Here is a 13,049-nt window from a genome sequence, read left to right as displayed (position 1 = left end):
CGATGGGCGCCCTCGACCCGACCCTGCCGGTCGGGCGCCAGATCGTCGAGAAGCTGCGCGCCGTCATGCCCGAGGTGAGCCGCCGGGAGGCGCAGGCGCGCGGGATCGCCCTGCTCGACGCCCTGCGCATCCCCTCCGCCCCCGCGCGCTTCCGCAAGTACCGGCCGGAGGCGTGCCTGATGGAGGGCGAGCCGCCGAGCCCAATCGACCTGTCGCGGGGCTGTGCCTTCCGCTCGCGCTGCCCGCAGGCGCTCGAAGCCTGCGCCACGCATCCCCCCGTTCCTCACCGAGTGCGGCGCGCACGACTTCGCCGCCTGTCACCGCGTGCCCGGCGCCGCCCCCTCCCGAGACAGCGATGAGATTCATGCCCGACATGACGGCCGATAAGACGCCTCTGGCCCCCGTGCGGATCGACCCCGCCCGCCTCCAGGCGATGATGGAGGCGGTCTCGGCCTTCGGCGGCGGCGCGGACGGCGCCCTCACCCGCCTGAGCCTGTCGCCCGAGGATGGGCAGGCGCGCGACTGGCTCGCCGCATGGTTTTCCGCGCACGGGTTCACCCCACGGGTCGATGCGATCGGCAATCAGTTCGGCGCCCTGGAACTCGCCGAGCCCGGTGCGCCGACGGTGATGGTCGGCTCGCATCTCGACAGCCAGCCCAACGGCGGCCGCTTCGACGGCACGCTCGGCGTGCTCGCCGCCTGCGAGGCGATCGTTTCGGTCCGCGCGGCGCTTCAGGCGGCGGGCAGGCGTTCGGCCTGCAACTTCACGGTCGCCAACTGGACCAATGAGGAGGGCGCCCGCTTCCAGCCGAGCCTGCTCGGCAGCAGCGTCTTCACCGGCGCCGTCGGGCTCGACGGGGCGCTGGCGCGAAGCGACGGCGACGGCATTACGGTGGCCGAGGCGCTGTCGCGGATCGGCTATGCCGGGAGCGACGTCGTGCCGGTGCCGGACGCCTTCATCGAACTGCATATCGAGGGCGGCCCGGTGCTGGAGCGCGAGGGCCTGCGCTTCGGCGCCTTCACCCGCTTCTGGGGCGCCACCAAGTACCGCCTCGCCTTCCTCGGGCGCCAGGCCCATACCGGCCCGACGCCGATGGCCGAGCGGCGCGACGCGCTCCTCGGCGCCGCCTACCTGATCGCCGACCTCAAGGCGATGACGGCCGATTACGGCCTCGACCTGCACAGCTCCGTCGGCCGGCTCGAAGTGCGGCCGAACTCGCCCAACACCGTGCCGAGCGAGGCGGTCCTGTTCATCGAGCTGCGCTCCGGCTCGCCCGCCATCCTCGAGGAGGCCGAGCTCCGGCTAAAGGCGGCGATCGATCTCGCCTGCGCCCGCGCCGAACTCGGCCACGAGATCCGCGCCATCGACCGGCGCGCCGCCGGGCCGATGGCGCCGGGCCTCGTGCGGCTTGCCGAGCGCGCAGGGGCGGCCAACGGCACGCCGACCCGCCACCTCGACACGATCGGCGGCCACGACGCCGTCAGCCTCTCCGCCGTCTGCCCCGCGGTGGTGCTGGCGGTGCCCTGCCGCGGCGGCGTGATGCACCATCCGACCGAGTTCGCGAGCCCGGAGGACCAAGCCTTCGGCACCCAGGTGCTCGCCGACATGCTGATGATCCTGGCAAGCGAGGGCATCGCTGCCATCGAGACTGCGGGAGAGGGCCGGTGAAAGCGCTGGGGGTTCCCGAGGACGCCTCGGAGCGGCTGGCCGAGGCCGCCCTGGGCCAGGCCTTTTCCGCGCGGCCGGAGTTGCGGGGAAAGGTGCCGCATTACGCGGTGGCGGTGCCAGGCCTCGCCTCGCCCTCCTATCACGGGGTCGAATCGACCACCTACCGCGTGGCGGAAAGCGCGGGCGCCGAGCCGCGCCTGTTCCTCAAGGTCTCCGAGCCCTGCGCCGCGACGCTCCTCGATCCCGCTGCCGCCTTCCGCGCGGCCCAAAAGATCGCTGCGCTGGGCCTCGCGCCGGAGCCGCTGCATGTCGCGGCGGATCAGGGCGCGATCCTGTTCCGCGGCCTCGGCCCGGATTGGCGCCCGGCCACCCTCGACACGCTGCAGCGGCCCGACAGCATGGCCACGGTGATCGAGGCCTTCCGCTGCATCGGCGCGGGCGAAGCCTTCGGCCGGCCCTGGAGCGTGTTCGCGGCGATCCGCCACCTCCGCAGCTTGCTCGGCGAGGATAGCGACGCCCTGCCGCCCGATGCGTGGTTCCTGTTCGATTGGGCCGAGGCGATCGAGGCAGCCCTCGCTGCCGCCGGCACCGACACCCGCCCGGCCCATGCCGACCCGCACGCCTCCAACCTGCTGTTCGGCCCCGGCGGCGCCCTGCGGCTCGTCGATTTCGACATGGCCTGCGACACCGACCCCCACTACCAGCTCGGCGCCTTCCTCAACGAGGCCTGCCCCTTCGAGACGCCGATGAAGGCCGGCATCGAGATGGCGGAGGGGTCGTTCCGGCCGGACGTGTTCAACCGCGCCCGCGCCTACGCCGCCGCCGACGACCTGCACTGGGCCTTGCGCGCGCTCGCCATGGATCGGCTCTCGCCGCGCCGCGGGCTCGAATTTCGCAAGTACGCCGCCTGGCGCTTCCTGCGCTGCCGGATGCGCGTCGGCCGGCCGGGCTTCGAGGAAACCCTGAGGGCGTTGTGAGGAGGGGACCATGATCGCTCTGGGTCAAGCCGCAACGGAGGCCGAACACGCCTTCGAGGCGGTCCTGCGCGCCGTCCCGCGCTGGCAGGGGCGCCCGACGCGCTACCGCCCGGTGCTCGGCGGGATCAGCAACGTCAACTGGCGCGTCGAGATCGAGGGCGAGCCGCATCCCTACTTCGTCAAGATGCCCGGCCGCGGCACCGAGATGTTCATCGACCGCGTCGCCGCCCGCGCCGCCAGCCGGCAGGCGGAGGGGATCGGCTTGGGCCCCCGCACCTTCGACGACCTCGACGCGCACGGCATCGAGATCGCCGAGTTCGTGGACGGGCGCCGCCCCTCGACCAACCGCGACTTCGCCGACCCGGCCCTGCGGGCGGAGGCGATGCGCGTCTACCGCCGCTTCCACGCTGCCCCGCTCCTGCCGCTGACCAAGACCGTGTTCGACATGATCGACGAGCATAACGGCCAAGCGGCCGAACTCGGCGCCCTCCTGCCGCCCGATCAGGCCTGGCTCACCCGCCAGACCCGGCTGGCGCGGGCGGCCTTGGAGGCCTCGGGCCTCGACCTCGTGCCCTGCTTCAACGATCCGATGCCGGGCAACTTCCTTCTCGGCGAGGACGGCTCGATCCTCTTGATCGATTTCGAGTACGCCTCTAACAACGACCGGCTCTACGACATCGCGATCTGGAGCGGCGAGATGTTCTTCCCCGAGAGCGTCGATCGCGAACTGATCGAGCAGTATTTCGGCCGCTGCGACGAGGCGTTGTTCGCGCGCCTGATGGTGCACAAGGCGCTCGCCGACGTGAAATGGTCGACCTGGGCAATGGTGCAGAACCGCATCTCGACCCTCGACTTCGATTTTTACAAGTACGGGATCTGGAAACACATGCGCGCCCGCTCGATCATGAACGACCCGCGCTGGCCGCTCTTCCTGAAGGCGCTGTGAGCGATGGACCGGCCTCCGCCCACGACCGGCACGCTCGCCCCGGAAGAGATCCTCGCCTTCGCCGTCGAACTGGCCGAGGCCGCGCGCCCGATCGCGCAGGCCTATTTCCGCACCCCGCTCGACATCGTGACGAAGGCCGATGCGAGCCCGGTGACGCTGGCTGACCGCGCCATCGAGGCGCGCCTGCGCGGCCTGATCGAGGCCCGGTTTCCCGATCACGGCGTCTTCGGCGAGGAGATGGGCGTGAAGCCCGGCAAGAGCCCCGACACCGGTCCGGTCTGGGTGATCGACCCGATCGACGGCACCAAGAGCTTCGTCACCGGCCTGCCGCTGTTCGGCACCCTGATCGCCTTCCTCGACGGCGGGGCGCCGGTCGTCGGGCTGATCGACATGCCCGCACTCGGCGAGCGCTGGACCGGCGTACCGGGGGAGGCCCGCTTCGGGGCCGAGCCCGCGCGCACCAGCGCCTGCCGGAGCCTGTCGCAGGCGCGCTTCTTCACCACCGCGCCCGACGGGTTCGTCGGCGCCGACGCGGCGCGCTACCGCCGCCTCGTCGCGCAAACCGCCCTGCGCCGCTTCGGCGGCGATTGCTACGCCTACGGCCTGCTGGCCTCCGGCCATTGCGACCTGATCGCCGAGACCGGCCTGCAACCCTACGACATCATGGCCCTGGTTCCGGTGATCCGGGCGGCGGGCGGGATCATCACCGATTGGAACGGCGAAGACCTCGGCCTTCACTCCGACGGGCGGGTGCTCGCGGCGGCGACCCCGGAGCTGCACGCCGAGGCGCTGGCGGTCCTGCAGGGATAGGCCCGCGAACCGGTGGTTTCCCCGCGTCGCGGTTTGCCAAGGGGATGTCGCTGATATGGAAGCGACCGGACCCGTGTCGCACAATAATTCCCGAAAGCCAGATACGGCTCGGGAGGTCCCCATGCTCGATGTGACGCCGACCCCGCTTCAGCGCCTGCTGCGCGAGCGCCGCCCCGGCTACACCCTCGCGGCCCCGTTCTACCTCAGCCCCGAGGTGTTCGAGGCCGACATGGAGGTCATCTTCGGCCGCCACTGGATCTATGTCGGCGTCGAGCCCGACGTGCCGGAGGCCGGCGACGTGATGGTCGTCGAGATCGGCAAGACCTCGGTCGCGATCGTGCGCGACGACGACAACGAGATCCGCGCCTTCCACAACGTTTGCCGCCACCGCGGCGCCCGCCTCGTCCACGAGGAGAAGTCCACGGTCGGCAACCTCGTCTGCCGCTATCATTCCTGGACCTACAACCTCGAAGGCAACCTCATCCACGCCGAGCATATGGGCCCGGACTTCAAGAAGGAGTGCCACGGCCTCAAGCCGGTGCATGTCCGTTCGCTGGCGGGACTGCTGTTCATCTGCCTCGCCGACGAGCCTCCGGCCGATTTCGACGAGATGGCCGCGCGCCTCGGGCCCTACATCGAGCCGCACAACGTGCGCGAGACCAAGGTCGCCTTCCAGAAGGACATCATCGAGCCCGGCAACTGGAAGCTCACGATGGAGAACAACCGCGAGTGCTATCACTGCGGCGCCAACCATCCCGAGCTGACCGTGCCGCTCTTCGCCTACGGCTTCGGCTTCGCGCCGGAGGAGATGGACGAGCACGACCGCGTCAACGCGGAGCGCTACGGCTGCCTGCTCAAGACGCGCCACGAGGAGTGGGAAATCGAAGGGCTGCCCTCGAAGGAGATCGAGGAGCTCGACACGATGGTGACGGGCTTCCGCACCGAGCGCCTGCCGCTCGACGGCGAGGGCGAGTCCCACACGCTCGACACCAAGGCCGCCTGCAAGCGGCTGCTCGGCAACTTCACCAACGCCAAGCTCGGCGGCCTCTCCGTCTGGACGCAGCCGAATTCCTGGCACCACTTCCTCGGTGATCACATTGTCACCTTCTCGGTGCTGCCGCTCGACGCCGAGCGCTCGCTCCTGCGCACCAAGTGGCTCGTCCACAAGGATGCGGTCGAGGGCGTCGATTACGACCTCGCCAACCTCACCGGCGTCTGGGAGGCCACCAACGACCAGGACAGCGAGCTCGTCGGCATCTGCCAGCAGGGCGTGGCGAGCCCGGCCTATGAGCCCGGCCCCTACTCGCCGCACACCGAGATGCTCGTGGAGAAGTTCTGCAACTGGTATGTCGGCCGCATGGCCGCGCATCTGGGGCGCTGAGCCGTGACGTCGGCCTCCTCCGAACCGGCCGCCGCGCGGCTCGCGGCCTCCGCGCCCTGGGATGCGGAGGCCGACGACAGCTTGGTCTGCCTCGCGGTGCGCGACGAGACGCACGACGTGAAGACCTTCGTGCTGGCCCCGAAGGAGCCCCGGCTTTTCGCCTACGCGCCGGGCCAGTTCCTGACCTTCTCCTTCGAGGTCGGCGGCGAGACGATCCATCGCTGCTACACCATCTCGTCGGCGCCGACCCGACCGAACACCGTCTCGTTCACGGTCAAGCGCGTGCCCGGCGGCCCGGTCTCGAACTGGCTGCACGACAACCTGAAGCCCGGCGACACGGTGCGGGCGCTCGGTCCGATGGGCGAGTTCTCCTGCTTCACCCATCCGGCGAAAAAGTACCTGCTCCTGTCGGGCGGCAGCGGTGTCACGCCGATGATGTCGATGGCGCGCACCTTCCACGATCTGGGCGAGGCTCGCGACGTGGCCTTTGTCCACTCCGCCCGCTCGCCCGCCGACATCGTGTTCCGGGGCGAACTGGAGACGATCGCCCGGCTCGATCCCGCCTTCCGCTTCCACGCGGTCTGCGAGACCGATGCGCCGAACGAGACCTGGGCAGGTCCGAAGGGCCGGCTCTCGCTCGACATCCTCCGCCAGGCGGTGCCGGACTTCCTCGAGCGTGAGGTCTTCGTCTGCGGCCCCAAGCCCTACATGGACGTGGTGCGGGCCATGCTGAAGGATGCCGGCTTCGACATGGCCCGGCACCATCAGGAGAGCTTCGACTTCGGTGAATTGCCCGAGGCCGAGCAGGCGGCGGCAGCGGAGGCGGCTCAGGAACTCGACGCCGAGGCCGCCCCCACGGAGGGCGTGCGCACCTTCCGGGTGGAGTTCGCCAAGACCCGCCGGGTGCTCGAATGCCCCGAGAACGAGACGGTGCTCGACGCCGCCCGCAAGGCCGGCATCCGCCTGCCCTCGTCCTGCGCCAAGGGCCTGTGCGGCACCTGCAAGTCGAAGCTCACCTCCGGCACCGTCGCCATGACCCATGCCGGCGGCATCCGCCAGCGCGAGATCGATGCCGGCATGGCGCTGCTGTGCTGCTCCAAGCCGACGAGCGACCTCGTCGTCGAACGCTGAGAAACCCCGGCCGCCGCGGCGGCCGGTGCCGTCAGCGTCCCCAAGTCTCCCCCATTGCCTTCGGGAGTCGTCCCGTGATCGCCAATGCCGACGCGCTGCTGAAGCCGCTCACCATCAAGGGCCTCACCATCCGCAACCGGGTGATGTCCACGAGCCACGCCCCCGGCTACGGGAAGGACGGCAAGCCGCAGGAGCGCTACCAGCTCTACCATGCCGAGAAGGCCAAGGGCGGCATCGGGCTCACCATGTTCGGCGGCTCGTCGTCGGTGGCCGTCGACAGCCCCGCCGCGCCCTGGAACCAGATCTCGGTCGCCGACGATTCGGTGATCCCGTTCTTCCAGCAATTCTCCGACCGGGTGCACGCGCATGGCGGCAAGCTGATGATTCAGCTCACCCATATGGGCCGGCGCACCAAGTGGGACACCGAGCACTGGCTCCCCACCGTCTCGCCCTCCCCCCGGCGCGAGCCCGCCTCCCGCACCATCCCGAAGGAGATGGAAGAGGAGGACATCGCCCGCATCGTCAAGAGCTTCGCCCAGGCCGCGCGCCGCTGCCGCGAGGGCGGCCTCGACGGCTGCGAGGTCTCGGCCGCTCATGGCCACCTGATCGACCAGTTCTGGTCGCCCTCCGTCAACCAACGCACCGACCGGTACGGCGGCAGCCTGGAGAACCGGATGCGCTTCGGCATCGAGGTGCTGGAGGCGATGCGCGCGGAAGCCGGCGACGACTACGTCATCGGCATCCGCATGTCCGGCGACGAGATGATCGCTGACGGCCTCAGCCAGGAAGATTGCCTGACGATCGCCACCGAGTACGCCAAGCGCGGGCTCGTGGACTTCCTCAACATCCTCGGCGGCCAGGCGCGCGACCACATCGCCCACGCGATCTCGCTGCCGAACATGTCCTTCCCGGTGGCGCCGTTTCTGTTCCTGCCGAGCGCGATCAAGCGCGAGGTCGACGTGCCGGTGTTCCACGCCCAGCGCGTCACCGATCTCGCCACCGCTGCCCGCGCGGTGGCCGAGGGCCATATCGACATGGTGGCGATGACGCGCGCCCACATCGCCGATCCGCACCTCGTCAAGAAGCTGTCCGAGGGTCGCGCCGACGACATCCGCCAGTGTGTGGGTGCGGGCTACTGCATCGACCGGATCTATGTCGGTGGCGACGCACTCTGCATCCAGAACGCTGCCACCGGCCGCGAGGCGAGCATGCCGCACGAGATCCGCCGGGCGGACCTGCGCCGCCGCGTCGTGGTGATCGGCGCCGGTCCCGGTGGGCTCGAGGCAGCCCGCGTCTGCGCCGAGCGCGGCCATTCGGTGGTGCTGTTCGAGAAGAGCGGGCAGGCCGGCGGCCAGATCTCGATCGCGGCCAAGGCCGGCTGGCGCGAGGCGATGTCGGGCATCACCCGCTGGCTGGTGTCGCAGGTGACCAAGCTCGGCGTCGATCTGCGCCTCAACACCGAGGCGACCGAAGAGGCCGTGCTGGCGGAAAAGCCCGACGTGGTGATCGTGGCCACCGGCGGCACGCCCTTCCGCGGCCACGCCAAGGGCGCCGAGCAGTACGCCGTCACCACCACCGAGGTGCTGACCGGTGCGGTCGAGCCGACCGGCTCAGTCCTGCTCTACGACGAGATGGGCCAGCACAACGCCTCGTCGGTGGCCGAGCAACTGGCCAAGCGCGGCTGCCTCGTCGAGATCGCCACCCACGACCGCATGGTCGCGGAGGAAGTCGGCACCACCAACCAGCCGATCCACTTGCGCGAATTGTACAAGCTCGGCGTGGTGATGAGCCCGAACATGGAGCTGATCGAGATCTATCCGGAGGGCAACCGCTTCGTCGCGGCTTTGCGCAACACCATGACCGATGCCGAGGAGGAGCGCCTCGTCGACCGCATCGTCGTCGATCACGGCACGCTGCCGGTGGACCGGCTCTACCATGGCTTGAAGGAGGCCTCGGTCAACCGGGGTCAGACCGATCAGGACGCGGTCCTGCGCGGCGAGCCGCAGCCCTACGACCTGTCACAGGGCTACGCGCTCTACCGCATCGGCGACGCGGTCTCGGGCCGCAACATCCACGCGGCGATCTACGACGCCCTGCGGCTGTGCAAGGACATCTGATCCGGGTGGGGCGCTAGCCGCGTCGCCGCCCCCTCCCTCCCCCGCAGAGGGGGAGGGTTCGTGCTGTTGCCCAGCCTTTAGGCTCACCGTCATGACCAGCGCCGCCCCCCTGACCCTGGTGTTTCCCGGCCTCGTCTGGCTGATGGCGGCGCTCGCCCTCGTCCAGGTCTCGCGCCGGGCCGCCCTTTGGCGCGTCGGCACGGCGGCGCCGGTGGCGTGGCTCGACGGGCTCGCCAAGCTGCCCCGGCGCTACCTCGTCGATGTCCACCACGTCGTGGCGCGCGATCCTTACGCCTCGCGCATGCACGCCGTCGTCGCCGGCGGCCTGCTCGCGTCCTCGATCCTGACTGCGTTGGCGATCCTGCCGCCGCTCGCCGACTTCCGGCCCTACTGGTTTCTCGTGGCTTTGGCCTTCGGAGTGACCGCGATCGGCTCGCTGCTCGTCGGCGCCCGGCGCTATCCGGCCAAGCAGAAGCGTCTCTCCGCCGGCCGCTTCCAGATCCTGCCGTTCCTGCTCCTCGCCTACGCCATCGGCGGCACGATCACCGCGCTGCTGCTGGCCTTCGGCGGCGGGGGCGTGTTCGGTTCCGTCGCCCTCGCGCTCGCCGCGGCCGGCGGACTCGGCCTCGCCTTCGAGGTGCGACACGGGCCGATGCGCCACGCGGCCGCCGGCGCGCTCCACCTCGTCGCCCATCCCCGGCCCGGCCGGTTCGAAGGCCGCCCCGACACCGCGCTCCAGCCCCTCGACCTCGATGCGCCCCGGCTCGGCTCGGAGATGCCGGCCGACTTCACCTGGAACCGGCTCCTGTCCTACGACGCCTGCGTCAGCTGCGGGCGTTGCGAGATCGCCTGCCCGGCCTTCGCCGCCGGACAGCCGCTGAACCCGAAGAAGCTGATCCAGGATCTCGTCGCCGGCCTCTCGCCCGCCGAACCGGCTTACGCCGGCAACCCCTATCCCGGTGGCCGGGCGGGGCAAGGCGAGCGCGGGGCGCTGGCCCGGCTGATCGGCCCGGACGCGCGCATCCATCCCGACACCCTGTGGTCCTGCACCACCTGCCGCGCCTGCGTCGAGGAATGCCCGATGATGATCGAGCATGTCGATGCGGTGGTGTCCTTACGTCGGCACGAAACGCTGGAGCGGGGGGGGCTGCCCGAGAAGGCGGTCGTGCCGGTGACGGAACTGCGCCAGGCCGGCGATCCCGGCGGCCGGCCGCTGGCCTCGCGCACCGACTTCGCCGCCGGTGTTGAGCTGCCGCGCATCGCCGATCGGGGCGGGGCCGAGATCCTGCTCTGGCTCGGCGAGGGCGCCTACGACCTGCGCTACGGCCGCTCCTTGCGCGCCCTGGTGCGGCTCCTGCGCGAGGCGGGCGTCGATTTCGCGGTGCTGGGGCCGGAGGAGCGCGACACCGGCGACCTCGCCCGCCGGCTTGGCGACGAGGCGACCTTCCAGGCGCTGGCGCGGGAGAACATCGCGACGCTCTCAAAATACCGCTTCGCGCGGATCGTCACCGCCGACCCGCACGCGCTGCACGCCCTGCGCAACGAGTACCCGGCCTTCGGCGGGCGCTACACGGTGGTGCATCACACCGCCTTCCTGCTGGAGCTGATCCGGGCCGGAAAGCTCAATCCCGGCCGCCTGCCGGACCTCTCGGTCACCTACCACGACCCCTGCTACCTCGCCCGCTACAATGGGGAGACCGAGGCGCCCCGCGCCGTGCTCGACGCGATCGGCGTCGCCCGCAGCGAGATGGCCCGTTCCGGGCGCCGGGCGATGTGCTGCGGCGGCGGCGGCGGCGCGCCGGTGAGCGACGTGCCGGGCGAGCGCCGCATTCCCGACATCCGCATGGCCCAGGCCGCCGAGACCGGTGCCGGCATCGTGGCGGTGGCCTGCCCCTCCTGCACGGCGATGCTGGAGGGCGTGACCGACCGCAAGGCGGAGATCCGCGACGTGGCCGAATTGCTGCTCCAGGCGGTGGAGGCGGGCCGATGAGCCGCCTGCGCCGCGATCCGAGGGCCGAGCGGGAAGCCGGTTTCATCGCCGGCGACGGCCCTCGCCCGCGTTATGACCGGACCCGGCGCTCGACCGCCTCCGGGCGACCGCGCCGCGATCCGCGGACCGAGCGCGCAGCCCAGCGCATCGGCGGGGCGGCGCGGCTGCGCTACGACCTCAGCCAGGTCGGTCGCCCGAGGGGTGAGGCCGTCACCGCCGCGCCCCGGTCCGCGCCCGTGGCGGAAGCGCCGAAGACGGTCATCGTCGAGACGCCCGCCTTCCTCGTCGCGGTGGTGCCGGATGCCCCCGGCGGCCGTCTTTCGAGCCACGATCGGCAGGTGCTCGGCGCCGCGCGGGTGCTCGCCGGCCGCGAGGGGGCCGTCGCGGTCATCGTGGAGGGCGCGTGCGAGGGGCTCGGCCCGGCGGGCGCCGACCGGGTGCTCCGACTCGACGGTGCGGAGGGCTACGATCCGGCGGCCCGCGCCGCCCGCATCGAGGCTGCGCTGGCAGGCATGGGCGCGCGCCACGCCCTGTTCCCGGAATCGCTCGATGGCGGCGACCTCGCCCGCCGCGTCGCGGTGGGCCTCGGCGAGGCGCTGTTCACCAATGCCGAGGTGGTGGCCGCCAAGGGCCTCGTCCGCCCGGCCCGGGGCCGGCGGGTCGAGCAGAGCCTTGCCCCGCCCCGCCTCGCCACCGTGGCGCCGGACGCGGTCGCCGACTATGCCGGCCCGCCACGGGAGGCCCGCGCCCTGCCCTTCGAGGGTGCGCCGCCCGAACCTCACGGCAGCATCGTCTCGGCGACGCGCATCCCGGCCGATCCTGCGACCGTGCCGCTGTCGCTCGCCGAATTCGTCGTCTCGGCCGGCAACGGCCTCACCGATCTCGACACCTTCCGCCAAGTGGTGGCGGCGCTCCACGCGACGCCGGGCGCGAGCCGCGTGCTGTGCGATGCCGGCTTGATGCCGCGCCACACCCAGGTCGGCGCCTCGGGCACCGTGCTTGCCGCGACCTGCTACTTCGCGCTCGGCATCTCCGGGGCGCCGCAGCACCTCCAGGGCATCGCCGGCTGCGAGCACGTGGTGGCGGTCAACACCGATCTCCACGCGGCGATGATCGAGCGGGCGGGCCTTGCCGTGGTGCAGGATGCGCAGGCCGTCATGCCGGCCCTGCTGCGGCTGCTCGCGCAGGAAGCGGCCGGCGCGACGGCGGGGGAGCCGACATGAAGATCGCGGTCCTTCTCTCGGCCGGGCAGCACCCCGTCTCCGGCGCGCCCGTGCTGCCGCGGGTCGAGGCGCAGGCGATCCGGATCGCCGCCGGACTCGGCGAGGTCGGCGGAGAGGTCGTCGGCCTCCATGCCGGGCCGGACACCCGGGCGGTCGCCGAAGCCCTCGGCCAGGGCCTGCCCCGGATCGAGCACATCCCGATCGCGGCCGGAGACGACCCCGTGCCGGCGCTCGCCGCGCGGCTCGCCGCCCTCGCCCCCGATCTCATCCTGGCCGGGCGTCGCAGCCAGGGCGGCGACGAGAGCGGCCTCGTGCCCTACGCCCTGGCCCGTGCCCTCTCGATGCCCCTGGTCTCCGACGTGGTCGCGGCGGCAGCCGAACCGGATGGCACCCTACGGCTCGACCAGAGCCTCGGCCGTGGGGCCTTGCGCCGGGTGCTGATCCGCGGATCGGCCGTCGTTACCTGTCATCCCGATGCCCCTGCCCCGCTGGCCTTCGCCTACGGCCGAGCCCGCCGCGGAAGCGTGGCGGCGCTGGCTGCGGCCCCCGTGGCGGGACGCGCGACCGTCGACGTGGCCGTGGAGGAGCGCCCCTATCGTCGCCGGCCGAAGATCGTGAAGGGTGCGCCCGCGGGCGGCTCGGCGGCGGAGCGGCTGAAGGCGGCCACCGGCGAGAGTGGCGCGGCCTCGAGCGGCCAGCTCCTGATCCAGCCCGATCCCGAGGACGCCGCCCGCGCGATCCTGGCCTATCTCCGGCAAATCGGCGTGCTCGCCGCACCGGCCGAACCGAAGACCTGAGAAGAGCG

General features: G+C 71.6%; 10 protein-coding genes and 1 pseudogene. All 11 read left to right on the top strand.

Features of this window, described 5'->3' with window-relative positions:
• Window positions 1-152: 152 nt before the first annotated feature.
• Window positions 153-387, top strand: a pseudogene (locus tag LPC10_RS18840) (oligopeptide/dipeptide ABC transporter ATP-binding protein); the annotation flags it as partial.
• On the top strand, window positions 365-1,669 hold the full coding sequence (locus tag LPC10_RS18835; protein ID WP_231343915.1) for a Zn-dependent hydrolase: 1,305 nt from the start codon (window positions 365-367) through the stop codon (window positions 1,667-1,669). The pseudogene LPC10_RS18840 and the gene LPC10_RS18835, both read left to right, overlap by 23 nt.
• Entirely contained in the window at window positions 1,666-2,646 is a 981-nt protein-coding gene (locus LPC10_RS18830; protein ID WP_231343914.1) for a phosphotransferase, read from the top strand. The genes LPC10_RS18835 and LPC10_RS18830 overlap by 4 nt, the downstream gene beginning before the upstream one ends.
• 10 nt (window positions 2,647-2,656) lie before the next feature.
• A complete protein-coding gene (locus tag LPC10_RS18825) occupies window positions 2,657-3,592 on the top strand; it encodes a phosphotransferase (protein WP_231343913.1) in 936 nt (311 codons plus the stop codon).
• Between the two features lie 3 nt (window positions 3,593-3,595).
• On the top strand, window positions 3,596-4,402 hold the full coding sequence (hisN, locus tag LPC10_RS18820) for a histidinol-phosphatase (RefSeq protein ID WP_231343912.1): 807 nt from the start codon (window positions 3,596-3,598) through the stop codon (window positions 4,400-4,402).
• A gap of 121 nt (window positions 4,403-4,523) precedes the next feature.
• A complete protein-coding gene (locus LPC10_RS18815) occupies window positions 4,524-5,783 on the top strand; it encodes an SRPBCC family protein (RefSeq protein ID WP_231343911.1) in 1,260 nt (419 codons plus the stop codon).
• A 3-nt stretch (window positions 5,784-5,786) separates the two neighbouring features.
• A complete protein-coding gene (locus LPC10_RS18810) occupies window positions 5,787-6,914 on the top strand; it encodes a hybrid-cluster NAD(P)-dependent oxidoreductase (protein ID WP_231343910.1) in 1,128 nt (375 codons plus the stop codon).
• A gap of 74 nt (window positions 6,915-6,988) precedes the next feature.
• Entirely contained in the window at window positions 6,989-9,031 is a 2,043-nt protein-coding gene (locus LPC10_RS18805) for an NADH:flavin oxidoreductase (RefSeq protein WP_231343909.1), read from the top strand.
• 91 nt (window positions 9,032-9,122) lie between these two features.
• Window positions 9,123-11,021: a (Fe-S)-binding protein gene (locus tag LPC10_RS18800; protein WP_231343908.1), complete on the top strand. Its 1,899-nt coding sequence runs from the start codon at window positions 9,123-9,125 to the stop codon at window positions 11,019-11,021.
• Complete coding sequence (locus LPC10_RS18795) at window positions 11,018-12,244, top strand: electron transfer flavoprotein subunit alpha/FixB family protein (protein WP_231343907.1); 1,227 nt, start codon at window positions 11,018-11,020, stop codon at window positions 12,242-12,244. The genes LPC10_RS18800 and LPC10_RS18795 overlap by 4 nt, the downstream gene beginning before the upstream one ends.
• On the top strand, window positions 12,241-13,041 hold the full coding sequence (locus tag LPC10_RS18790) for an electron transfer flavoprotein subunit beta (RefSeq protein WP_231343906.1): 801 nt from the start codon (window positions 12,241-12,243) through the stop codon (window positions 13,039-13,041). Before LPC10_RS18795 ends, LPC10_RS18790 begins: the two co-directional genes overlap by 4 nt.
• Window positions 13,042-13,049: the final 8 nt, after the last annotated feature.

The sequence above is a fragment of the Methylorubrum sp. B1-46 genome (genome assembly GCF_021117295.1).
GTDB lineage: Bacteria > Pseudomonadota > Alphaproteobacteria > Rhizobiales > Beijerinckiaceae > Methylobacterium.
Note: the sequence above shows the minus strand (reverse complement) of the source record. Positions and strands in the feature narration are given on the sequence as shown.